20 protein-coding genes are annotated in these 23,655 nt (G+C 68.0%); 18 read left to right on the top strand and 2 right to left on the bottom strand.

Going from position 1 to position 23,655, the window contains the following annotated elements; translation table 11 throughout:
* Positions 1-265 precede the first annotated feature (265 nt).
* From PM1_RS22065 to PM1_RS22050, 4 genes are all read left to right on the top strand, one after another.
* The gene (locus PM1_RS22065) at positions 266-1,114 is read left to right on the top strand and encodes a segregation and condensation protein A (protein WP_161788524.1); all 849 of its coding nucleotides are present in this window, start codon (positions 266-268) and stop codon (positions 1,112-1,114) included.
* Between the two features lie 83 nt (positions 1,115-1,197).
* Positions 1,198-2,187 (top strand): SMC-Scp complex subunit ScpB, encoded by a 990-nt coding sequence (scpB, locus tag PM1_RS22060; protein WP_009620906.1) that lies wholly within the window; start codon positions 1,198-1,200, stop codon positions 2,185-2,187.
* Positions 2,188-2,401: 214 nt separating this feature from the next.
* Positions 2,402-4,690: a beta-glucosidase BglX gene (gene bglX, locus PM1_RS22055; protein WP_024128251.1), complete on the top strand. Its 2,289-nt coding sequence runs from the start codon at positions 2,402-2,404 to the stop codon at positions 4,688-4,690.
* A 148-nt stretch (positions 4,691-4,838) separates the two neighbouring features.
* Positions 4,839-5,021 (top strand): DUF1289 domain-containing protein, encoded by a 183-nt coding sequence (locus tag PM1_RS22050; protein ID WP_009620910.1) that lies wholly within the window; start codon positions 4,839-4,841, stop codon positions 5,019-5,021.
* A 287-nt stretch (positions 5,022-5,308) separates the two neighbouring features.
* Here the strand turns inward: PM1_RS22050 and gap are convergent, their stop codons facing one another.
* On the bottom strand, positions 5,309-6,313 hold the full coding sequence (gap, locus tag PM1_RS22045; RefSeq protein WP_009620912.1) for a type I glyceraldehyde-3-phosphate dehydrogenase: 1,005 nt from the start codon (positions 6,311-6,313) through the stop codon (positions 5,309-5,311).
* Between the two features lie 128 nt (positions 6,314-6,441).
* Here gap and edd point away from each other — a divergent pair, with 128 nt between their 5' ends.
* The 11 genes from edd (at position 6,442) to PM1_RS21990 (ending at position 19,343) form a co-directional block, all read left to right on the top strand.
* Positions 6,442-8,268, top strand: a complete 1,827-nt coding sequence (gene edd, locus PM1_RS22040; RefSeq protein WP_009620914.1) for a phosphogluconate dehydratase — start codon at positions 6,442-6,444, stop codon at positions 8,266-8,268.
* Positions 8,269-8,335: 67 nt separating this feature from the next.
* Complete coding sequence (locus tag PM1_RS22035) at positions 8,336-9,334, top strand: glucokinase (protein WP_009620916.1); 999 nt, start codon at positions 8,336-8,338, stop codon at positions 9,332-9,334.
* A 41-nt stretch (positions 9,335-9,375) separates the two neighbouring features.
* Complete coding sequence (locus PM1_RS22030) at positions 9,376-10,104, top strand: response regulator (protein ID WP_009620918.1); 729 nt, start codon at positions 9,376-9,378, stop codon at positions 10,102-10,104.
* Positions 10,104-11,552, top strand: a complete 1,449-nt coding sequence (locus tag PM1_RS22025) for an ATP-binding protein (RefSeq protein WP_009620920.1) — start codon at positions 10,104-10,106, stop codon at positions 11,550-11,552. Before PM1_RS22030 ends, PM1_RS22025 begins: the two co-directional genes overlap by 1 nt.
* Before the next feature lie 157 nt (positions 11,553-11,709).
* Positions 11,710-12,072: an endonuclease domain-containing protein gene (locus PM1_RS22020; protein WP_009620921.1), complete on the top strand. Its 363-nt coding sequence runs from the start codon at positions 11,710-11,712 to the stop codon at positions 12,070-12,072.
* A 403-nt stretch (positions 12,073-12,475) separates the two neighbouring features.
* Positions 12,476-13,735 carry an ABC transporter substrate-binding protein gene (locus PM1_RS22015; protein ID WP_024128253.1) on the top strand — a complete coding sequence of 420 codons (1,260 nt, stop codon included), beginning with the start codon at positions 12,476-12,478 and terminating at the stop codon, positions 13,733-13,735.
* 100 nt (positions 13,736-13,835) lie between these two features.
* On the top strand, positions 13,836-14,762 hold the full coding sequence (locus PM1_RS22010) for a carbohydrate ABC transporter permease (RefSeq protein ID WP_009620923.1): 927 nt from the start codon (positions 13,836-13,838) through the stop codon (positions 14,760-14,762).
* Complete coding sequence (locus PM1_RS22005; protein WP_009620924.1) at positions 14,755-15,594, top strand: carbohydrate ABC transporter permease; 840 nt, start codon at positions 14,755-14,757, stop codon at positions 15,592-15,594. Before PM1_RS22010 ends, PM1_RS22005 begins: the two co-directional genes overlap by 8 nt.
* A 6-nt stretch (positions 15,595-15,600) precedes the next feature.
* The gene (locus tag PM1_RS22000; protein ID WP_009620925.1) at positions 15,601-16,755 is read left to right on the top strand and encodes an ABC transporter ATP-binding protein; all 1,155 of its coding nucleotides are present in this window, start codon (positions 15,601-15,603) and stop codon (positions 16,753-16,755) included.
* A 36-nt stretch (positions 16,756-16,791) separates the two neighbouring features.
* Positions 16,792-18,141: a carbohydrate porin gene (locus PM1_RS21995; protein WP_009620927.1), complete on the top strand. Its 1,350-nt coding sequence runs from the start codon at positions 16,792-16,794 to the stop codon at positions 18,139-18,141.
* 356 nt (positions 18,142-18,497) lie between these two features.
* On the top strand, positions 18,498-19,343 hold the full coding sequence (locus tag PM1_RS21990; RefSeq protein ID WP_009620929.1) for a D-hexose-6-phosphate mutarotase: 846 nt from the start codon (positions 18,498-18,500) through the stop codon (positions 19,341-19,343).
* Positions 19,344-19,455: 112 nt separating this feature from the next.
* Here the strand turns inward: PM1_RS21990 and PM1_RS21985 are convergent, their stop codons facing one another.
* Positions 19,456-20,313 (bottom strand): MurR/RpiR family transcriptional regulator, encoded by an 858-nt coding sequence (locus PM1_RS21985; protein WP_009620931.1) that lies wholly within the window; start codon positions 20,311-20,313, stop codon positions 19,456-19,458.
* Positions 20,314-20,513: 200 nt separating this feature from the next.
* Here PM1_RS21985 and zwf point away from each other — a divergent pair, with 200 nt between their 5' ends.
* The 3 genes from zwf to PM1_RS21970 are packed head-to-tail and all read left to right on the top strand — an operon-like array spanning position 20,514 to position 23,356.
* The gene (gene zwf, locus PM1_RS21980) at positions 20,514-21,983 is read left to right on the top strand and encodes a glucose-6-phosphate dehydrogenase (RefSeq protein WP_009620933.1); all 1,470 of its coding nucleotides are present in this window, start codon (positions 20,514-20,516) and stop codon (positions 21,981-21,983) included.
* The gene (pgl, locus tag PM1_RS21975; protein ID WP_009620935.1) at positions 21,970-22,686 is read left to right on the top strand and encodes a 6-phosphogluconolactonase; all 717 of its coding nucleotides are present in this window, start codon (positions 21,970-21,972) and stop codon (positions 22,684-22,686) included. Before zwf ends, pgl begins: the two co-directional genes overlap by 14 nt.
* Positions 22,687-22,705: 19 nt before the next feature.
* Positions 22,706-23,356, top strand: a complete 651-nt coding sequence (locus tag PM1_RS21970) for a bifunctional 4-hydroxy-2-oxoglutarate aldolase/2-dehydro-3-deoxy-phosphogluconate aldolase (RefSeq protein WP_009620937.1) — start codon at positions 22,706-22,708, stop codon at positions 23,354-23,356.
* Positions 23,357-23,655 lie beyond the last annotated feature (299 nt).

Genomic DNA, 23,655 nt, shown 5'->3' with positions numbered 1-23,655 from the left:
CCCGCGAAATCGCGCGCAGGGCGCGCTCCTACAGGGGATGGTGTGGGTGGGTGCCATTCCGTCCAATTCCCTCACCATCGCCGCTGAAAAGCAGGGATAATGCCGCCCTGAGCCCGCCCCGCCCGACGAGAGGCCGATGAGCGACCTGAACGAGCCGCAAACCCCGCCCAGCCCCACCGAATATCGCGAACCGGTGCAGCTGGCGCTCGTCTATGGCGAGGCGGTCACCGAGCTGCCCCAGGACCTGTACATCCCGCCGGACGCCCTGGAAGTCTTCCTCGAAGCTTTCGAAGGCCCGCTCGACCTGCTGCTGTACCTGATCCGCAAGCAGAACATCGACGTCCTCGACATCCCGGTGGCGGAAATCACCCGCCAGTACATGACCTACGTCGAGCTGATGAAGTCGGTGCGCCTGGAGCTGGCCGCCGAGTACCTGGTGATGGCCGCCATGCTCGCCGAGATCAAGTCGCGCATGTTGCTGCCGCGCTCGGCCGAGACCGAGGAGGACGAGGAAGACCCGCGCGCCGAGCTGATCCGCCGCCTGCAGGAATACGAGCGCTTCAAGCAGGCCGCCGAAGACCTCGACGGCCTGCCGCGCCAGGGCCGCGACTACGTGGTGCCGACCGTGGCGGCGCCGGAGGCCAAGGCGCGCAAGCTGCTGCCGCAGGTGGACATGCAGGAGCTGATGCTGTGCATGGCCGAGGTGCTGCGCCGCGCCGACCTGTTCGAGAGCCACCAGGTGACCCGCGAGATGCTCTCCACCCGCGAGCGCATGAGCGAAATCCTCGAACGCCTCAAGGACGCCGGCTTCGTGCCCTTCATCGAGCTGTTCCGCATCGAGGAAGGCCGCCTGGGCGTGGTGGTGACCTTCATGGCGGTGCTGGAGCTGGTCAAGGAACAGTTGGTGGAGCTGGTGCAGAACCAGGCCTTCGCGCCCATCCACGTGCGCGCCCGCATCGAGGTGGAGGAGGGCGCGGCACCGGTCGAGGCCCTGGAGGAGGGCGACGAAGGCGTGTTCGAGGAGACCGAGGCACCGGCGCCGGAGCCGACCTTCGAGGACGGCGGCTTCGACGAGACAGCTGACCCGGCCGAGCTGGACGACGAGCCGCTCTGAGCCCCCGGCGTTGCCCTGGCGCCGCGCATTGAGTAGTTTTCCCGCCAGACCGGCGATTCCCGCAACCCGAACCGAGCGACCCGATGAACCTCTCCGACCCCCACGAACTGGCGACCCTGCTCGAAGGCATCCTGCTGGCCGCCGGCCGGCCGCTGTCGCTGGAACGCCTCGGCGAGCTGTTCGAGGAGGCCGAGCGCCCGGAGCCGCAGCAGTTCCGCGATGCCCTGGCGATCCTGTCGCTGTCCTGCGCCGGGCGTGCCTTCGAGCTCAAGGAAGTGGCCAGCGGCTACCGCCTGCAGATCCGCGAGCCGCTCTCGCCCTGGGTCGGCCGGCTGTGGGAGGAGCGCCCGCAGCGCTACTCCCGCGCGCTGCTGGAAACCCTGGCGCTGATCGCCTACCGCCAGCCCATCACCCGCGGCGAGATCGAGGAAATCCGCGGCGTGGCGGTGAACACCCAGATCATCAAGACGCTGATGGAGCGCGAGTGGATCCGCATCGTCGGCTACCGCGAGGTGCCGGGGCGCCCGGCGATGCTCGCCACCACCCGCGCCTTCCTCGACTACTTCAACCTCAAGAGCCTGGAAGAACTGCCGCCGCTGGCCGAGCTGCGCGAGATGGAAGCCGAGCCGGAAGACGTGCAACTGGTGCCGGTCCACCTGCCCAGCCCGATCCTCGACGAGGACTACGTGCCGGCGTCGATCCAGGCCCTGGCCGACCAGGCGCTGCGCGAAGCCGGCGAAGAGCCGGAGCCCGCGGCGCCGGAGGAGAAGCCCGAGGAAACCAGCTTCCGCAGCCTGCTGGCCGAGCTGGACGAAATGGAGCAGGGCCTGAAGACCGACTTCGACGACCTGATCGAACCGCCGCCGGTCGCCGAAGACGAGGCTACGGACGACCCCGCAGCGGCCGAAGAAGCCTTGCCGACAGCGCCCGACGATGCCGTCGAGGCTGCCCCGGAACCCGCCGCAGAGCCCGCCGCGCCAGTGCCCGAGGCCGACGAATACGACGAGGAGCGCGCCCTGGCCGAGGCCATGCGTGAGGAACTCGAGGCCATGGCCAGGGAACGCGACCACTGATTCGCGCATCCGAAAGTCGGGGCGCCGCCCCTGAAAGCTTTCAACCGTTGACTTCCGCCGCGCGCGGGACGACCTTATGTGCCGCGCCGCACGGGCGCCGGCGGCAGCACCTGGGGGAGCCGCCGGAACAGCGCCGGGCATGGCCGTCATCGAACCTTCCAACATTCAACAGTCGGCCGCCGCCCTGGCGCGGGCCACTGAGTGCGCATACATAATGAAGAGAACACACCTCTGCCTCGGCCTCCTGCTGGGGTTGAACAGCGTCTCCCTGCTCGCTGCCGAGGGGCCGGCGGTTCCGCTGCCGGGGCAGTCCAAGGACGCCTTCATCAGCCAGCTGATGCAGCAGATGACGCAGGACGAGAAGATCGGCCAGCTGCGCCTGGTCAGCGTCGGCCCCGACCATCCCAAGCCGGTGTTGCTGGAAGAGATCAAGGCCGGCACCACCGGCGCCATCTTCAACACCGTGGTCCGCCCGGGCATCCGCGACCTGCAGGACGCGGCCATGCACAGCCGCCTGAAGATCCCGCTGTTCTTCGCCTACGACGTGGTCCATGGCCATCGCACCGTGTTCCCCATCGGCCTGGGCCTGGCCGCCAGCTGGGACATGGACGCGGTCGCCACCAGCGCGCGCATCGCCGCCCTGGAGGCCAGCGCCGACGGCCTCAACCTGACCTACTCGCCCACCGTCGACATCGCCCGCGACCCGCGCTGGGGGCGCGTGTCCGAGGGCTTCGGCGAGGACACCTACCTGGTCAGCCGCATCGCCGAAACCGTGGTCAAGGCCTACCAGGGCAAGGGCCTGGACCAGCCGGGCACCATCATGGCCGGGGTCAAGCACTTCGCCCTGTACGGCGCCGGCGAGGGCGGGCGCGACTACAACACCGTGGACATGAGCCTGCCGCGCATGTTCCAGGACTACCTGCCGCCGTACCGCGCGGCCATCGACGCCGGCGCCGGCGCGGTGATGGTCTCGCTGAACAGCGTCAACGGCGTGCCGGCCACCGCCAACAAGTGGCTGCTGCAGGACGTGCTGCGCAAGCAATGGGGCTACAAGGGCGTGCTGCTCAGCGACCACGGCGCGGTCATGGAGCTGATCAAGCACGGCGTCGCCGGCGAACCGCGCGAGGCCGCGCGCCTGGCGATGACCGCGGGCGTCGAGATGAACATGAACGACGACCTCTACGGCAAGGAACTGCCGGAGCTGCTCAAGGCCGGCGCCATCAGCCAGGCCGACATCGACCGCGCCTGCCGCGACGTGCTGGCGGCCAAGTGGGACATGGGCCTGTTCAAGGACCCGTACCGCTATCTGCAGGGCGCCGACCCGCTCGACACCGACGCCGAGAGCCGCCTGCACCGCGCCGAGGCCCGCGACGTGGCGCGCCGCGGGATGGTGCTGCTGAAGAACGAAGGCGACGTGCTGCCGCTCAAGCGCGGCGGCACCATCGCCCTGGTCGGCCCGCTGGCCGACAGCAAGCGCGACGTCATGGGCAGCTGGTCCGCCGCCGGCAAGGCTTTCCAGGCGGTGACGCTGCTCGAAGGCATGGGCCATGCCACCCGCGGCAAGGCTGCACTGCTGTATGCCAAGGGCGCCAACGTCACCAACGACGAAGAGATCATCAAGTACCTCAACGAATACAACGAGGACGTGAAGATCGACCCGCGCAGCCCGCAGGCAATGATCGACGAGGCGGTGGCCAAGGCCAGGCAGGCCGACGTCATCGTGGCGGCGATCGGCGAGGCCCAGGGCATGGCCCACGAGGCGTCGAGCAAGACCAACCTGCACATCGCCCAGAGCCAGTACGACCTGCTCAAGGCGCTGAAGGCCACCGGCAAGCCGCTGGTGCTGGTGCTGATGAACGGCCGCCCGCTGGACCTGCGCTGGGAAACCGCGAACGCCAACGCGGTGCTGGAGACCTGGTTCAGCGGCACCGAGGGCGGCAATGCCATCGCCGACGTGCTGTTCGGCGACTACAACCCCTCGGGCAAGCTGCCGATGACCTTCCCGCGCTCGGTGGGGCAGATCCCGATCTACTACAACCACCTCAACACCGGCCGCCCGTTCGACCACGAGCACCCGAACAAGTACACCTCGCGCTACTTCGACTCGCAGAACGGCCCGCTGTACCCCTTCGGCTACGGCCTGAGCTACACCCGCTTCAGCGTTTCCGACGTGCAGCTGTCCAGCCCGCGGATGCACAAGGGCGACACCCTCAAGGCGCGGGTGACGGTGAAGAACACCGGCAAGCGCGCCGGCGAGACCGTGGTGCAGCTGTACCTGCGCGACGAGGTGGCTTCCATCAGCCGCCCGGTGAAAGAGCTCAAGGGCTTCCGCAAGGTCATGCTGCAGCCGGGCGAGTCGAAGGTGGTGGAATTCCCGATCCGCGAGGAAGACCTGCGCTTCTACGACAGCAACCTGCGCTACGCCTCGGAACCGGGCGAGTTCAAGGTGATGATCGGCCTGGACTCGGACGACGTGAAGGAAAGCCAGTTCACCCTGCTCTGAGCCGGCGTGCCGAACCACGATATCGCCCCGATTGGCCCGGCCAATCGGGGCGATGTCTTTTCTGCGTTGGACCTTTCGTCGCCTGTGCCTTCAAGTAGGCCCGGCATATCCCCATGGTGGAGGTGTGCGCGACCCATCGGGAGGCCCCGTGAAAGATCCCTGCATCAAGGTCTGCGAATTCGACGACGGCATCTGCCGCGGCTGCGGCCGCAGCCGCGCCGAGGTCAAGGCCTGGAAGAAACTCGACAAGCCCGAACGCCTGGCGGTGCTGGCCGAAGCCGACATGCGCCTGCTGGTGCTGCAGGCGCAGGGGCGGCGCAAATACCGCTAGGCCAGCGGTTATCTGCCCTACGGGGATGCTCGGGCGTAGGAGCGGACCTTGTCCGCGATAGCCGGGCATATCGGCGCGGTTCGCGGATAAGATCCGCTCCTACGAAGAGCCTCGCGGTGTAGCCGGCAAGACAGTTGCTCCTACGTCATGCCCACCTCCGGACCCATTTGTAGGAGCGCGCCCTGCGCGCGAATCGCGGGCAGGGCCCGCTCCTACAGGGGCCCCGTCGTTGGCCGACGCAACGGTGTTCCGGGCCAACGGCGGATAACCGCGTTCACCGCCGCGCCTCAGGCCGGCGCCCGCCACAGCGCCAGGGCGTTGTCCAGCATGCGGTTGGAGAAGCCCCATTCGTTGTCGTACCAGGCCATGACCTTCAGCAGCCGGCCGCTGACCTTGGTGTGGTTGGCGTCGAAGATGGCCGAGCGCGGGTCGTGGTTGAAGTCCACCGAGACCAGCGGCTGGCTGTTGTAGCCGAGGATGGGCGAGCCCTGGCTGGCTATCCTGAACAACTGGTTGACCTCCTCGACCGTGGTGTCGCGGCCGACCTGCACGGTCAGGTCCACCAGCGAGACGTTGATCACCGGCACCCGCACCGCAAGGCCGGTGAGCTTGCCGGCCAGCTCCGGCAGCACCAGGCCCACCGCCTCGGCGGCGCCGGTGCGCGTGGGGATCATCGACTGGGTGGCCGAGCGCGCGCGGTAGAGGTCGCCGTGGTACACGTCGGACAGGCTCTGGTCGTTGGTGTAGGCGTGTATGGTGGTCATCAGGCCCTGTTCGATGCCCAGCTCGCGGTGCAGCACCTGGGCCACCGGGGCCAGGCAGTTGGTGGTGCAGGAGGCATTGGAGATGATCTGGTGCGAGGCGCGCAGCAGCTCGTGGTTGACGCCATGGACGATGGTGGCGTCGACGCCGGCCCCCGGCGCCGAGACGATCACCTTGCGCGCGCCGGCGGCCAGGTGCGCGGCGGCCTTGTCGCGCAGGGTGAAATGTCCGCTGCACTCCAGGACGATATCGACGTCCAAACCTTTCCAGGGCAACTGCGCCGGGTCGCGCAGGGCGGTGACGGCGATGCGGTCGCCGTTCACCGTCAGGCTGTCGTCGTCGTGCTCGACCTGCCCGGGGAAGCGCCCGTGGACGCTGTCGTACTGCAGCAGGTGGGCGTTGATGGCGGCGTCGCCGAGGTCGTTGATGGCCACCACTTCGAGCTGTTGGCGGTAGTCGGCAGTATAAAGGGCGCGGAGGGCGTTGCGGCCGATGCGGCCGAACCCGTTGATCGCCAGGCGAATGGTCATGGAGGTCGTCTCTTTTGTGTTTTTGTGGTAAAAACCATTAAATTTTTTCGTCAAACAAAAGTAAATATCCTTTAATCGATGATTATGTTGTAAAAACAACAATCGTTAGTCTGCAGGAGAATGCTGCCATGCACCCGCGCGTGCTCGAAGTCACCCGTCGCATCCAGGAACGCAGCGCCGCCACCCGCCAGCGCTACCTCGCCATGGTCAAGGCCGCCGCCACCAAGGGCCCGCACCGCGGCACGCTGCCCTGCGGCAACCTGGCCCACGGCGTGGCCGCCTGCGGCGAGCACGACAAGCAGGCGCTGCGCCTGATGAACCAGGCCAACGTCGGCATCGTCTCTGCCTATAACGATATGCTCTCGGCGCACCAGCCGCTGGAGCGCTTCCCGGCGCTGATCAAGGACGCCCTGCGCGAGATCGGCTCGGTGGGCCAGTTCGCCGGCGGCGTGCCGGCCATGTGCGACGGCGTGACCCAGGGCGAGCCGGGCATGGAGCTGTCCCTGGCCAGCCGCGACGTGATCGCCATGGGCACCGCCATCGCGCTGTCCCACAACATGTTCGACGCCGCGCTGTGCCTGGGCGTGTGCGACAAGATCGTCCCCGGCCTGCTGATCGGCGCGCTGCGCTTCGGCCACCTGCCGGTGGTGTTCGTCCCCGCCGGGCCCATGCCCACCGGCATTTCCAACAAGGAGAAGGCCGCGGTGCGCCAGCTCTACGCCGAGGGCAAGGCCAGCCGCGAGCAGTTGCTGGCCTCGGAGATGGCCTCCTACCACGCGCCGGGCACCTGCACCTTCTATGGCACCGCCAACACCAACCAACTGCTGGTGGAAGTGATGGGCCTGCACCTGCCGGGCGCCTCCTTCGTCAACCCGAACACCCCGCTGCGCGACGAGCTGACCCGCGAGGCCGCGCGCCAGGCCAGCCGCCTGACCCCGGAAAACGGCCAGTACGTGCCCATGGCCGAGGTCATCGACGAGCGCGCCATCGTCAATTCGGTGGTGGCCCTGCTGGCCACCGGCGGCTCCACCAACCACACCCTGCACCTGCTGGCCATCGCCCAAGCCGCCGGCATCCAGCTGAGCTGGCAGGACATGGCCGAACTCTCCGAGATAGTGCCGCTGCTGGCGCGCATCTATCCCAACGGCCAGGCCGACATCAACCACTTCCAGGCCGCCGGCGGCATGTCCTTCCTGATCCGCCAGTTGCTCGACGGCGGGCTGCTCCACGAAGACGTGCAGACCGTGGTCGGCAAGGGCCTGCGCCGCTACCTGCAGGAGCCTTTCCTCGACGGTGGCAAGCTGGTCTGGCGCGAAGGCCCGGCCGACAGCCTGGACGAGGACATCCTGCGCCCGCTGTCGCGCCCGTTCTCCGCCGAGGGCGGCCTGCGCCTGATGGAAGGCAACCTCGGCCGCGGCGTGATGAAGGTTTCCGCCGTGGCCGCCGAACACCAGGTGGTCGAGGCGCCGGTGCGCATCTTCCACGACCAGGCCAGCCTGGCCGCGGCCTTCAAGGCCGGCGAGCTGGAGCGCGACCTGGTCGCCGTGGTGCGCTTCCAGGGCCCGCGCTTCAACGGCATGCCCGAACTGCACAAGCTCACGCCCTTCCTCGGCGTGCTGCAGGACCGCGGCTTCAAGGTGGCGCTGGTCACCGACGGGCGCATGTCCGGCGCCTCCGGCAAGGTGCCGGCGGCGATCCACGTATCCCCGGAAGCCAGCGCCGGCGGCCCGCTGGCGCGCCTGCGCGATGGCGATGTGGTGCGCGTCGACGGCACCACCGGCGAGCTGCGCGTGCTGGTCGATGCTGCCGAATGGCAGGCCCGCCCGCTGGCGCCGCTGCCCGAGGACGACGGCAGCGGCATGGGCCGCGAGCTGTTCGCCTTCATGCGCCAGTCGTTCAGCTCCGCGGAGCAGGGCGCCTGCGCCTTCACCGCCGAGCTGGACAGCTTGCGGTAGGGGCTATGCTTGGCGGAGCATTCGCCTCCCGGAACCCGCTCAAACCTTTCAGTTGCCCGAGCTTGCGATGAATTCCAACAACAAATCCCAAGCACCGACCGGCATCGCGCTGGTCGGCGATATCGGCGGGACCAACGCCCGCTTCGCCCTCTGGCGCGAGCAGCGCCTGGAGGCCATCGAGGTGCTGGCCTGCGCCGACTACCCGCGCCCGGAAGACGCCGTGCTGGAGTACCTGCAGCGCGTCGGCCAGCCGCTCGGCGCCATCCACAGCGTCTGCCTGGCCTGCGCAGGTCCCGTGGGCGAGGCGGACTTCCGCTTCACCAACAACCACTGGGTCATCAGGCGCGAGGCCTTCCGCGCCGAGCTGGGCCTGAACCACCTGCTGCTGGTCAACGACTTCAGCACCATGGCCTGGGCCGCCTCGCGCCTGGGCGGCGAGGACCTGGTGCAGGTGCGCGACGGCCAGGCCCTGCCGGGCCGCGCCAAGCTGATCATCGGCCCCGGCACCGGCCTGGGCGTCGGCAGCCTGGTGCCGCTGCCCGGCGGCGGCTGGGACGTGCTGCCCTGCGAGGGCGGCCACGTCGACCTGCCGGTGACCGGCGAGCGCGACTTCGCCATCTGGCAGCAGCTGCGCGAGAAGTACGGCCACGTCTCGGCCGAGCGCGCGCTCTCCGGCAGCGGCCTGGAGAACATCTACCAGGCCAGCTGCAAGGTCGACGGCATCGAGCCGCTGGCGCTCTCCGCGGCGCAGATCGGCGAACGCGCCCTGGCCGGCGACGCCTACTGCGACGCGGTGCTGGAGCACTTCTTCGTGTGGCTGGCGCGGGTCGCCGGCAACGCGGTGATGACGGTCGGCGCCCTGGGCGGCGTGTACATCACCGGCGGCATAGTCCCGCGCTTCCTCGAACGCTTCCAGCGCAGCGGTTTCGCCGAGGCCTTCTGCACCCGCGGCAAGACCAGCGGCCCCTACCTGAGCCAGGTGCCGGTATGGGTGATGACCGCCAGCCATCCGGGCCTGTTCGGCGCCGGCGTGGCCCTGGAGCAGGCGCTGCAGGCAAAAGCCTGAACCAGAACGGCAACCACTGGAACAACAACAAGGGATGCCCCGTGAACGCACCCGCCAAATCCATCCTGCTGGTGGATGACGACCAGGAAATCCGCGAGCTGCTGGAAACCTACCTGAGCCGCGCCGGCTTCCAGGTGCGCAGCGCCGCCGACGGCGCGGCCTTCCGCCAGGCCTTGCTGGCAGATGAGGCCGCCCTGGCCATCCTCGACGTGATGCTGCCCGACGAGGACGGCTTCAGCCTGTGCCGCTGGATCCGCTCGCACCAGCGCCTGGCCTGCATGCCGGTGATCATGCTCACCGCCAGTTCCGACGAAACCGACCGGGTGATCGGCCTGGAGCTGGGTGCCGACGACTACCTGGGCAAGCCCTTCAGCCCGCGCGAGCTGCTGGCGCGGATCAAGGCCCTGCTGCGCCGCGCGCAGTTCACCCAGGTGCGCGGCGGCGAGGTGCTGGCCTTCGACGACTGGCGCCTGGACACGGTCAGCCACCGGCTGTTCCACGAGGACGGCGAGGAGTTCTTCCTCAGCGGCGCCGACTTCGCCCTGCTCAAGCTGTTCCTCGACCACCCGCAGCAGATCCTCGACCGCGACACCATCGCCAACGCCACCCGCGGCCGCGAGGTGATGCCGCTGGAGCGCATCGTCGACATGGCGGTCAGCCGCCTGCGCCAGCGCCTGCGCGACACCGGCAAGGCGCCGCGGCTGATCCAGACCGTGCGCGGCAGCGGCTACCTGCTGGCGGCGCAGGTCCGCCCGCACCTGGGGCTGTGATGGGCGAGCGGCGGCGCTGGCCGCTGGTCCCGCGCTCGCTGCTGGGGCGCATGCTGCTGCTGACGCTGCTGGCGATCCTCGTCGCCCAGGGCCTGTCCAGCCTGTTCTGGCTCTCGCACCTGCGCTCCAGCCAGCGCGAGGGCCTGCTCACCAGCTCGCGCAGCCTGGCCTATTCCATGGCCGCCAGCGTCAGCTACTTCCGCTCGCTGCCCATCGGCTACCGCCCGCTGGTGCTGGACCAGCTGCGCAGCATGGGCGGCACGCGCTTCTTCGTCTCGCTCAACGAGCGCCCGCTGCAGATGCAGAGCCTGCCGGACACGCCGAACAAGCAGGCGGTGCTGGACATCGTCCGCGACGTGCTGCAGCAGAAGCTGGGCAAGGACGTGGAGCTGGAAGTGGAGTTCGTCGCCCCGGACGACCTGCGCCTGTTCAACAGCCAGCTGAAGCTGGAGGAACTGCCGCGCTCCTGGGCCCACTACGCGCTGACCCTGGAGCCGGTGAACCCGCCGGTGCTGGTGACGCAGATCCGCATCGGCGAGAACGAATGGCTCTACATCGCCAGCCTGATGCCGGCTCCCTACGTCAGCCTGGAGCCGGAGGCGCTGCAGCCGCAGCAACTGCTCTCCATCGGCCTGACCAGCCTGTTGCTGCTGCTCTTCGCCGGCCTGCTGGTGCACCAGCAGAGCCGCCCCTTGAAACGCCTGGCCCGCGCCGCCCGCGAAGTCGCCCTGGGCAGCCCGGCGGCGCCGCTGGAAGAGCGCGGCGCCCGCGAGCTGGTGGAAGTCAGCCGCGCCTTCAACACCATGCGCGAGAGCATCGACCGCTACCTCAGCGAGCGCGGCCAGCTGTTCAGCGCCATCTCCCACGATCTGCGTACGCCCATCACCCGCCTGCGCCTGCGCGTCGAACTGCTCGACGACGAGCCGCAGCGCGACAAGCTCAACCAGGACCTCGACGAGCTGGAACTGCTGGTCAAGGGCGCCCTGCAATGCGTGAAGGACACCGACATCCACGAGAACATCGAGCCGGTGGACGTCAACCAGCTGCTGCAGCACGTAGCCGGCCCCTACCTGGCCGACGGCCGCGTGAAGCTGCTGGGGGAGGCGGGCGAACCCTATCCCGGCAAGCCCCTGGCCCTGCGCCGCTGCATCGGCAACCTGCTGGACAACGCCCTGAAGTACGGCGAACGCGCGCAGGTACAGGTCGAGGACGGCCTGGAAGCGCTGGTCGTGCACGTCGACGACGAGGGGCCCGGGGTGCCGGAACAGCGCCTGGAGCAGGTGTTCGAACCGCGGGTGCGCCTGTCGCAGCGGGGGCAGGGCTATGGGTTGGGGTTGGGGATCGCCAGGAATATCGCGCATACCCATGGCGGGGAGGTGAGTTTGCAGAACAGGCGGGAAGGGGGGCTGCGGGTGACGTTGCGGTTGCCCAGGTTGGTGGTCGAGTAAAGACGCTTCCTTTCCTCAGCTCAGAAGGTTCCGGCGTGCTCCATGATTGCGCCTTGCAGAGGACAGCCCCCTCTCCCTTCAGGGAGAGGGTTGGGGAGAGGGGCTCTTCAACCAAGGCCGAGTAACTTCCCTGATCTCACAAAAAAGGAGATCAAGGATGCCGTCATACCGAGACTTCTCCCGCCAACTCCGCAAGGACCAGACCGACGCTGAGCGGGCCCTCTGGCAACAACTCCGCGGCCACCGCTTCATGGATTTGAAGTTCAAGCGCCAGAAAGTGGTAGGCCACTACATTGTCGACTTCATCTGCCTGGAAAGAATGCTGGTGATCGAACTGGACGGCGGCCAGCACCTGGGCTCTGCTTCCGATCTGGAGCGAGATGCCTGGCTAAGCGCCCGAGGTTTCCAGGTGCTACGGTTCTGGAACCATGACGTGTTGTTGAGGATGGATTCGGTGCTGGAGGCGATACGCTTGGCGCTCGATTCGAGTCCGCAACCCTCTCCCCATCCCTCTCCCTGAAGGGAGAGGGGGCCGTTCGGCGCGGGCTGCAATCATGGAGTTAGCCGGCAACACCTTGCTATCAGGATGACGCCGAACATATAGCCCCTCAGGACCAGCCCCTCTCCTTGACGGGAGAGGGGGCAGCTCGGAGTGAAGCGAGGCGATGGCGCTCGCCGGCAACATTCGACTATCAGGATGACTCAGGACATACAGCCACTCAGAACCAGTCCCCTCTCCCTTCAGGGAGAGGGTTAGGGAGAGGGGCTCTTGGCTCTTCAACCCCAACCCAACCAACCCCCAAATGTCACCACCCCGTGACAATCCTCCATCCCTTCGTTACCCGGAGCAGGAAATGCCTTGGATAGACTCGGACTACCGCAAGCGCAGACTTGCCCCGAATAACAAGAACAGGTCCTTCCCCATGAATGCGCTCCGCCGCCTTTCCGCCGCTGTCTGTCTGTCCTCGCTCTATCTCGCCACCCCGGCCCATGCCGGCGAAGTCGAAGTCCTGCACTGGTGGACTTCCCCCGGCGAAGCGCGCGCCGCCGAAACCCTGAAGAAACTCGTCCAGGCCAAGGGCCACACCTGGAAGGACTTCGCCGTCGCCGGCGGCGGTGGCGAGGCCGCCATGACCGTGCTGAAGACCCGCGCCGTGTCCGGCAACCCGCCGGCCGCCGCGCAGATCAAGGGGCCGGACATCCAGGAGTGGGGCCAGCTCGGCCTGCTCGCCGACCTCAACCAGGTCGCCGCCGAGGGCAAGTGGGACCAACTGCTGCCGCCGCAGGTGGCGCAGGTCATGAAGTACCAGGGCGACTACGTCGCCGTGCCGGTCAACGTGCACCGGGTGAACTGGCTGTACATCAACCCCGAGGTCTTCAAGAAGGCCGGCGCCACGCCGCCGACCACCCTCGACGAGTTCTTCGCCGCCGCCGACAAGCTCAAGGCCGCCGGCTTCGTGGCCCTGGCCCATGGCAGCCAGCCCTGGCAGGACGGCACCCTGTTCGAGAACCTGGTGCTCAGCAAGATGGGCCCGGACGGCTACCGCAAGGCCTTCGTCGAGCAGGACAAGGCCACCCTCACCGGGCCGCAGATGGTCGAGGTGTTCAGCGCGCTGAAGAAACTGCGCGGCTACATCGACGCCGACGCCGCCGGGCGCGAGTGGAACGTCGCCACCAGCATGGTCATCAACGGCAAGGCCGGCATGCAGATCATGGGCGACTGGGCCAAGAGCGAGTTCACCGCCGCCAACAAGGTCGCCGGCAAGGACTACCAGTGCCTGCCGTTCCCCGGCACGCAGAAGGACTTCGACTACAACATCGACTCCCTGGTGATGTTCAAGTTGAGCAACGCCGAGAACCGCAAGGCCCAGGAAGACCTGGCCCGCGCGGTGCTCGACCCGGCGTTCCAGAAGGACTTCAACCTGGCCAAGGGCTCCATCCCAGTGCGCCTGGACGCCGACATGGCGCCCTTCGACGCCTGCGCCCAGCAGTCGATGAAGGACTTCAAGGCGGCCTCCGCGGCCGGCACCCTGGTGCCGAGCATGGCCCACAGCATGGCCGCCTCCAGCTACGTGCAGGGCGCCATCTTCGACGTGGTGACCAACTTCTTCAACGACCCCGCCGCGGACCCGCAGAAGGCTGCCCAGCAGCTCTACGCGGCCATCGAGGCGGCGGCGCAGTAAGCCGCGCGGCGCCTTCCGCCAGGCGCCGCCCCACTCCTAGCCGACCCACTCCGGGCCATCGCCATGGCCCGGACGGCTTCACTCGCACCCGGGAAGACCCATGGCGACAGAAAACCCCACCTTCACCCCCGCGGCGGCCCCGCGCGCCTCGCTGCTCGACGGCCTGCAGCTCTGGCTGCCGAAACTGGTGCTGGCCCCGAGCATGCTCGTGGTGCTGGTCTGCGTGTACGGCTACATCGGCTGGACGCTGCTGCTGTCCTTCACCAATTCGCGCTTCATGCCCAGCTACAGCTGGGCCGGGCTCGGCCAGTACCTGCGCCTGTGGGACAACGACCGCTGGTGGGTGGCCAGCCGCAACCTGCTGCTGTTCGGCGGCCTGTTCATCGCCATCTGCCTGCTGCTCGGGGTGCTGCTCGCCGTGCTGCTGGACCAGCGCATCCGCCGCGAGGGCTTCATCCGCACCGTCTACCTGTACCCCATGGCGCTGTCGATGATCGTCACCGGCACCGCCTGGAAGTGGCTGCTCAACCCCGGCCTGGGCCTGGACAAGCTGCTGCGCGACTGGGGCTGGACGGGCTTTCGCTTCGACTGGCTGGTGGACCCGCAGCGCGTCGTCTACTGCCTGGTGATCGCCGCCGTGTGGCAGGCCTCGGGCTTCGTCATGGCGCTGTTCCTCGCCGGCCTGCGCGGCGTCGATCCGGCCATCGTGCGCGCCGCCCAGGTGGACGGCGCGAGCCTGCCGACCATCTACCTGCGCATCGTCCTGCCGAGCCTGCGCCCGGTGTTCTTCAGCGCGCTGATGATCCTCGCGCACATCGCCATCAAGAGCTTCGACCTGGTCGCCGCCATGACCGCCGGCGGCCCCGGCTACTCCTCCGACCTGCCGGCGATGTTCATGTACGCCCACACCTTCACCCGCGGCCAGATGGGCCTGGGCGCGGCGAGCGCGATGCTGATGCTCGGCGCGGTGCTGGCCATAGTCGTGCCCTACCTGTATTCCGAACTGCGAGGCAAGCGCCATGCGTGACGCGACCTTCAAGCCCAGCCTCGGCCGCCTGGCGGTCCACGCCACCCTCTGGGGCGCCGTGGCGCTGTACCTGATCCCGCTGCTGGTGATGCTGCTGACCAGCTTCAAGAGCCCCGAGGACATCCGCAACAGCAACCTGCTGGCGCTGCCGGAAGTGTTCACCCTGATCGGCTGGGCGAAGGCCTGGGGCGCGGTGGGCGACTTCTTCTGGAACTCGGTGAAGATCACCGTCCCCGGCGTGCTCATCTCCACCTTCATCGGCGCGCTGAACGGCTACGTGCTGTCCATGTGGCGCTTCCGCGGCTCGCAGCTGTTCTTCGGCGCGCTGCTGTTCGGCTGCTTCCTGCCGTTCCAGGTGATCCTCCTGCCGATGTCCTTCACCCTCGGCAAGCTGGGCCTGGCCAACACCACCACGGGCCTGGTGATGGTCCACTGCATCTACGGCCTGGCCTTCACCACGCTGTTCTTCCGCAACTACTTCGTGGCCATCCCGGATGCCCTGGTGAAGGCCGCGCGGCTCGACGGCGCCGGCTTCTTCACCATCTTCACGCGCATCCTCCTGCCGATGTCCACGCCCATCGTCATGGTCTGCCTGATCTGGCAGTTCACCCAGATCTGGAACGACTTCCTCTTCGGCGTGGTGTTCGCCAGCGGCGACGCCCAGCCGATCACGGTGGCGCTGAACAACCTGGTGAACATCAGCACCGGGGTCAAGGAATACAACGTCGACATGGCCGCGGCGATGATCGCCGCGCTGCCGACGCTGATCGTCTACGTACTGGCTGGAAAGTATTTCGTGCGCGGCCTGACCGCCGGCGCGGTCAAGGGGTAATCGGACATGGCAACACTCGAACTGCGCAACCTGCACAAGTCCTACGGCAGCGGCCTGGCGGACACCCTGAAGTCCATCGACCTGGCGATCGAGTCCGGCGAGTTCCTGATCCTGGTCGGCCCCTCCGGCTGCGGCAAGTCCACGCTGATGAACTGCATCGCCGGCCTGGAGGACATCAGCGGCGGCGCCATCCTGGTGGATGGCCGCGACATCAGCGGCATGAGCCCGAAGGACCGCGACATCGCCATGGTGTTCCAGTCCTACGCGCTGTACCCGACCATGACGGTGCGCGAGAACATCGCCTTCGGCCTGAAGATCCGCAAGCTGCCCCAGGCGGCCATCGACGAAGAGGTGGCGCGGGTGGCCAAGCTGCTGCAGATCGAGCACCTGCTGCAGCGCAAGCCCTCGCAGCTCTCCGGCGGCCAGCAGCAGCGCGTGGCCATGGGCCGGGCGCTGGCGCGGCGGCCGAAGATCTACCTGTTCGACGAGCCGCTGTCGAACCTCGACGCCAAGCTGCGGGTGGAGATGCGCACCGAGATCAAGCTGATGCACCAGCGCCTGAAGACCACCACGGTCTACGTCACCCACGACCAGATCGAGGCCATGACCCTCGGCGACAAGGTGGCGGTGATGAAGGACGGCATCGTCCAGCAGTTCGGCACCCCGCAGCAGATCTACAACGACCCGGCCAACCTGTTCGTCGCCAGCTTCATTGGCTCGCCGCCGATGAACTTCATCCCGCTGCGCGTGCAGCGCCAGGGCAGCCGCCTGGTCGGCCTGCTGGACAGCGGCCAGGACCGCTGCGAGCTGCCGCTGGAGCTGGACGCCGAAGTGGCCGAAGGCCGCGAGCTGATCCTCGGCGTGCGTCCGGAACAGATCGGCGTGGCCGAGAACGGCAACGGCCTGGTGGACGTGCGCGCCGAGGTCGAAGTGCTGGAGCCTACCGGCCCGGACACCCTGGCCTTCGTCACCCTCAACGGCGCCAAGGTCTGCTGCCGCCTGGCCCCGGACGCCGCGCCGGCCCTGGGCTCGACCCTGCAACTGCGCCTGGACCCGGCGCGGGTACTGCTGTTCGACGCGGGCAGCGGCGAGCGCCTGCGCAAGGCGCCGGGCGGGGCGGGGGAGGCCAAGGTCACCCCGCTGGCCCGGCACAAGCACTGAACGCCGCAAGGCATTTCACCAACGAGGACGTCAGCAATGCATAAGAACAACAAGATCCGGCCCGCCCTGGGCTGCCTGCTCGCCCTGGGCGCCGTCGGCCTGAATGGCCTGGCCTGCGCCGACGAGGCCTTCTCCGCCGATTCGAAGTGGGGCCTGGGGGATTGGGGCGGCACCCGCAGCGAGCTGCTGGAGAAGGGCTACGACTTCAAGCTGGACTACGTCGGCGAGGCCGCGGGCAACCTGCACGGCGGCTACAACGACGACAAGACCGCGCGCTACACCGACCAGTGGGCGCTGGGCGCCCACCTGGACCTGCAGAAGATCCTCGGCTGGCACGGCGCCGAGTTCCAGCTGACGGTGACCGAGCGCAGCGGCAACAACCTCTCCAACGACCGTATCAGCGACCCGCGCGCCGGCCAGCTCAGCTCGGTGCAGGAAGTCTGGGGCCGCGGCCAGACCTGGCGGCTGACGCAGATGTGGTACAAGCAGACCTTCCTCGACGACGCCCTGGACATCAAGGTCGGCCAGTTCGGCGAGGGCGAGGACTTCAACAGCTTCCCCTGTGATTTCCAGAACCTGGCCTTCTGCGGCTCCCAGGTGGGCAACTGGGTGGGCGGCATCTGGTACAACTGGCCGGTGGCGCAGTGGGCGCTGCGGGTGAAGTACAACCTGAGCCCCGAGTTCTTCGTGCAGGTCGGCGCCTACGAGCAGAACCCCTCGAACCTGGAGACCGGCAACGGCTTCAAGCTCAGCGGCAGCGGCACCAAGGGCGCGATCCTGCCGGTGGAGCTGGTGTGGTCGCCGAAGGTCGGCGGGCTGCCGGGCGAATACCGCCTGGGCTACTACTACAGCACCGCCAAGGCCGACGACGTCTACGAGGACGTCGATGGCCAGCCCCAGGCGCTGACCGGCAACGCCTTCAAGTCCCACGGCAGCAAGCACGGCTGGTGGGTGGTGGCGCAGCAGCAGGTCACCGCGCACGACGGCGACGCCTCGCGTGGCCTGAGCCTGTTCGCCAACTTCACCGTGCATGACCAGGCGACCAACAGCATCGACAACTACCAGCAGGTCGGCATGGTCTACAAAGGCCTGTTCGACGCGCGGCCCAAAGACGATATCGGCCTGGCGGTGGCGCGCATCCACATCAACGATGACGTGACCAAACACCAGAAGCAGATCAACGAAGTCTCCGGCATCGACGACTACGACAACCCGCTGTTCCAGCCGGTGCAGCACAGCGAATACGACGCCGAGCTGTACTACGGCGTGCATGTCACCAACTGGCTGACGGTGCGGCCGAACCTGCAGTACATCAAGCATCCCGGCGGCGTCTACGAGGTGGACAACGCCCTGGTCGCCGGCCTGAAGATCCAGTCCAGCTTCTGATACGCCAAACGACACGCTCCTGAGGTGCTGCTGTACTTGGCCCGCCCGCCGATATCGGGGCGGGCTTTTTGTTCGTGGGGCGCATAACCGTTCGCGGTTATCCGCCGATACGCCGGGCCACGGCCAGCGCCCAGGTCAACCTGGTAGCCGCCGGGCAGCGAGGCCAGACGGCGGATAACGCCGTAGGCGTTATCCGCCCTACGTGACCGGCCCAGGACGAAAAAATCCGGACATGTGACTGGGGTTCTATGCTTTTCAGGTAGAATCTGCGCTTTTTTCACCAACGTGTAGTAAAACTACATAGATGTCATGCCCCGGGAGCGTCCGGGAAGGGATTGATTCAGGACCTCCGGACAATGCTCGAGCATCCGCTGCAGCGCTTCTTCCATTCCATGCGTGCCAAGCGCCCCTTCGACTGGGTGCGCTTCCAGCGCCGCGACCTGCTGCTGATCGATCATCCCCTGTGCCAGGCGGTCTTCAGCCGCCAGGGCGCGCAACTGCTGCACTTCCGGCCCCAGGGCGAGCGCTCCATGCTGTGGTGTTCCAGCCAGTGGCCGGCGCTGAGCACGGCGCCCATCCGCGGCGGCATCCCGGTGTGCTGGCCGTGGTTCGGCAGCCATCCCAGCGAGCCCGACTGGCCGCCCCACGGCTGGGCCCGCCAGCGCGAATGGCGCCTGCTCGACGCCCACGCCGACGAGAGCCTGGTGCAGGTGAGCTGGCAACTGGACATCGAGGACTGGCACGTGCGCCTGGACGCGCGCCTGGGCCGCGAGCTGGAGATGGAACTGTCCAGCTACCACGAGGACGACAGCGACTGCCTGTTCAGCTTCGCCCTGCAACCCTACTGGCGCATCGGCTCGCTGCGCCGCAGCGTGGTCCACGGCATGGAGCTGGAGGGCGGCCAGCGCCCGGCTGCGCCGCTGCCCAATACCTGGACGCCGCGGGGCGCGGTCAAGCAGGTGCTGTACAACACCGGTGCGCTGGTGCTGGAAGACGCCGGCTGGCAGCGCCGCCTGCGCATCGACAAGAACGCCGCCGCCGGCAGCGTCATCTGGCACCCTGGCAGCCGCGCGGTGGAGCAGGTGGAGCCGGGCGAGGCCGACCGCTTCCTGTGCATCGGCGCCGCCGGCTACCGCCCCGGCGGCCTGATCCTGGCCCAGGGCGAGCGCATGCGCCTGCGGTTGAAGGCCGGGTTGGTCTGAGCCGCGGACCTGCACAACGCTTTTCGTAGGAGCGAGCTTGCTCGCGAACAGACTCCGCTGCGGGGTTCGTTCGCGAGCAAGCTCGCTCCTACAGAGGCCTCTCCCTCGGGCGTCAGTCTTCCTCGTCCAGCTGGTAGCGTGTCGGCACCAGGCTCTCCTTGATCCTGCGCAGGTGCGGCTGGAAGTCCACGCCGCGGCGCAGGGTCACGCCGGTGGCCAGCACGTCGAGCACCGTCAGCTGGATGATCCGCGAGGTCATCGGCATGTAGATGTCGGTGTCTTCCGGCAGCGGGATGTCCAGGGTCAGGGTGCAGACCTTGGCCAGCGGCGAATCGGCCGCGGTCAGGCCGAGCACCGAGGCGCCGTTGTCCCGCGCCAGGCGCGCCACCTCCACCAGCTCGCGGGTGCGGCCGGTGTAGGAAATCACCACGAACAGGTCGCCGGTGTGCGCCACCGAGGCGATCATCCGCTGCATCAGCACGTCGCTCTGCGCCGACACCGCCAGGTTGAAGCGGAAGAACTTGTGCTGCGCATCCAGCGCCACCGAGCTGGAGGCGCCTAGGCCGAAGAAGTGGATTTGCCGGGCCTGGATCAGCAGGTCCACGGCGCGGTCCACCGCGCGCGGGTCGATCAGCTTGTAGGCGGCGTCCAGCGAAGCGATGGTGCTGCCGAAGATTTTCCGCGTGTACGCCTCGGGGCCGTCGTCCTCGGCCACCGCCTGGGTGACGAAGGCCGCGCCGCTGGCCAGGCTCTGCGCCAGCTGGATCTTCAGCTCCGGGTAGCCGCTCATGCCGAAGGAACGGCAGAAGCGGTTCACCGTCGGTTCGCTGACGCTCGCGGCCTGGGCCAGCGCGGCGATGCTGAAGCGGGTGGCCTGCTGCGGGTTCTGCAGTATCACCTCGGCGACCTTGCGTTCGGCCTTGTTCAAGTCTTCCAGGCGCGTCTGGATCTGCTCCAGCAGGTTCTTCATCCGTTCTCCTTGGTGGCCCCGGCGGGGCAATCGACGGCCGGGGACGTACCTGCGGCCAGCGGCGCTATCCTAACGTCAGGTCGGCAGACGACCAACAGGACCGCATCTTGGGAAAAATATGTTGTTTAATTACTACATTTTTGCCTTAATGGCTCGGTGTATTCGGCAAATGTTCCTCAAAATCTGTTTGGTAACAACAAATGCCTGATGTCCGCGTTCTGCCTTGCACCCTGGCGCTGTTCGGCGCGCTGGGCGACCTCGCCCTGCGCAAGCTGATCCCCGCCCTCTACCAGCTCGACCGTGAAGGCCTGCTCCACGGCGACACTCGCATCCTCGCCCTGGCCCGCGACGAGGGCGACCCCGCCGCCCACCTGGCCACCGTCGAGAAGCGCCTGCGCCTGGCCGTGCCGGCGCGTGAATGGGACGACGCCGTCTGGGCGCGCTTCCAGCAGCGCCTGAGCTACCTGAGCATGGACTTCCTCGACGCCGCGTCCTACCCGGCGTTGCGCGACGCGGTGCCCGCCGGCCTGCCGCTGGTGGCCTATTTCGCTACCCCGGCCGCGGTCTACGGCGGCATCTGCGAGAACCTCGCCGCCCTCGGCCTGGCCGAGCGCACCCGGGTGGTGCTGGAGAAGCCCATCGGCCACGACCTGGCGTCGTCCCGCGAGGTCAACGAGGCGGTGGCCAGGTTCTTCCCGGAGAACCGCATCTACCGGATCGACCACTACCTGGGCAAGGAAACGGTGCAGAACCTCATCGCCCTGCGCTTCGCCAACAGCCTGTTCGAGACGCAGTGGAACCAGAACCACATCTCCCACGTGGAAATCACCGTGGCCGAGAAGGTCGGCATCGAAGGCCGCTGGGGCTACTTCGACCAGGCCGGCCAGCTGCGCGACATGGTGCAGAACCACCTGCTGCAACTGCTCTGCCTGATCGCCATGGACCCGCCCAGCGACCTCTCCGCCGACAGCATCCGCGACGAGAAGGTCAAGGTGCTGCGCGCGCTGGAGCCGATCCCGCCGGAGCAACTGGCCGGCCGCGTAGTGCGCGGCCAGTACACCGCCGGCTTCATCGACGGCAAGGCGGTGCCCGGCTACCTGGAAGAGGAACACGCCAACCGCATGAGCGGCGCCGAGACCTTCGTCGCCCTGCGCGTGGACATCCGCAACTGGCGCTGGTCCGGCGTGCCCTTCTACCTGCGCACCGGCAAGCGCATGCCGCAGAAGCTGTCGCAGATCGTCATCCACTTCAAGAACCCGCCGCACTACATCTTCGCCCCGGAGCAGCGCTCGCTGATCAGCAACCGCCTGATCATCCGCCTGCAGCCGGACGAGGGCATCTCCCTGCAGGTGATGACCAAGGACCAGGGCCTGGGCAAGGGCATGCAACTGCGCACCGGGCCGCTGCAGCTGAGCTTCTCCGAGGCGTACCAGGCCGCGCGCGTGCCGGATGCCTACGAGCGGCTGCTGCTGGAAGTGATGCAGGGCAACCAGTACCTGTTCGTGCGCAAGGACGAAGTGGAGTTCGCCTGGAAGTGGTGCGACCACCTGATCGCCGGCTGGGAACGCCTGGGCGACGCCCCCAAACCCTACGCCGCCGGCACCTGGGGACCCCAGGCGGCCGTGGCGCTGATCGCGAGAGACGGGAAGGACTGGTATGGCGACCATTGATCTGAAACTGCCGGCCGGCGTGCGCTGGACGGCCTGGGAAAGCCCGGTGGCGCAGGCCCGCGGCCTGGCCGCCAATGTGGCCGAACAACTGCGCGGGGCCATCGCCGAGCGCGGCCGCGCGCTGCTGGCGGTGTCCGGCGGACGCAGCCCGGTGGCTTTCCTAGAAGCCCTGAGCGGCGAAGTCCTCGACTGGGACAAGGTGACCGTGACCCTCGCCGACGAGCGCTGGGTGCCGGAAGTCCACCCGGACAGCAATGCCGGCCTGGTGCGCCGCCACCTGCTCAAGGGCGCGGCGGCCAAGGCGCTGTTCTGCGGCCTGTATCACTCGGCGCCGAGCCTGGAGGAAGCAGCGGCCATCGCCGACCGCCAGGTCGCCGAGCTGGCCCTGCCCATCGACGTGCTGGTGCTGGGCATGGGCAACGACGGCCACACCGCCTCGCTGTTCCCGGCCAGCCCCGGCCTGGCCGAGGCCCTCGACCCGGCCGGCGCACGCCATTGCCTGCCGGCCTGGGCGCCGAGCGTGCCGCACCAGCGCCTGACCCTCAGCCGCGCGCTGCTGGCCGCCTCGCGGGTGCAACTGCTGGCGATCCAGGGTGAGGCCAAGCTGGCCACCCTGAAGGCCGCGCTGGCCGCCGAAGACGAAGCAAGCATGCCGGTGAGCGCCTTCCTCCGCGCTCCCCTGTCGATCCACTGGTGCCCCTGAGGCACGGAGTTACCGCAACATGAGTCTCGAATCCCACATCCAGCGCATCGACGCCCTCGCCGAGCGCGCCCGCATCCTGCCGGTGATCACCATCGATCGCGAGCAGGACATCCTGCCCATGGCCGACGCCCTGGCCGCCGGCGGCATCACCGTGCTGGAAGTGACCCTGCGCACCCCGCTGGGCCTGACCGCCATCCGCACCCTGGCCGAACAGCGCCCGGAATTGTGCGTGGGCGCCGGCACCGTGCTGGACCCGCAAACCTTCCGCCAGGCGGAAGAGGCCGGCGCGCAGTTCATCGTCACTCCCGGCTGCACCGAGGAACTGCTGCAGCACGCGGTGAGCCGCCCGGTGCCGCTGCTGCCCGGCGTGGCCACCGCCTCCGAGATCATGGCCGCCTACCGCCACGGCCTGCGCCGCTTCAAGCTGTTCCCGGCCAAGGTGTGCGGCGGCGTGGAAGCGCTCAAGGCCTTCGCCGGCCCCTTCCCGGAAGTGCGCTTCTGCCCCACCGGCGGGGTAGGACCGGACAACCTGAACGACTACTACCGCCTGGACAACGTGATGTGCGTGGGGGGCACCTGGATGCTGCCCAAGGCCGCCGTCGCCAGCGGAGACTGGGCTGAGGTCGAGCGCCTGTCGCGCGAGGCCCTGGCGCTGCTCGAATCACACTGAGCTGTCCCACGATCGGACGTGCCCGGCCTTGTGCCGGGTTTTTTTATGGGGGGGCTCTTCGTAGGAGCGAGCTTGCTCGCGAACGGTACTCGTCGGTTGTACCGACGTGGGGTTTGACTCCGCTCCCTCTCCCTAACCCTCTCCCTGAAGGGAGAGGGGACTGTCCTCTGCCTGCTGAGGTCCCCGAGTGGTCCTGTGGTTTCCGGCTGACGCCTGACTTCCCAAGCACGCCGAACGGCCCCCTCTCCCTTCAGGGAGAGGGCTGGGGAGAGGGTGCTCTTAAACCCGGCACCTACGCC

The sequence above is a fragment of the Pseudomonas sp. M1 genome (assembly GCF_022760135.1).
Classification (GTDB): Bacteria; Pseudomonadota; Gammaproteobacteria; order Pseudomonadales; family Pseudomonadaceae; genus Pseudomonas; species Pseudomonas citronellolis.
The sequence above is the reverse complement of the archived record's forward strand: the minus strand, read 5'-3'. Positions and strand labels throughout refer to the sequence as shown.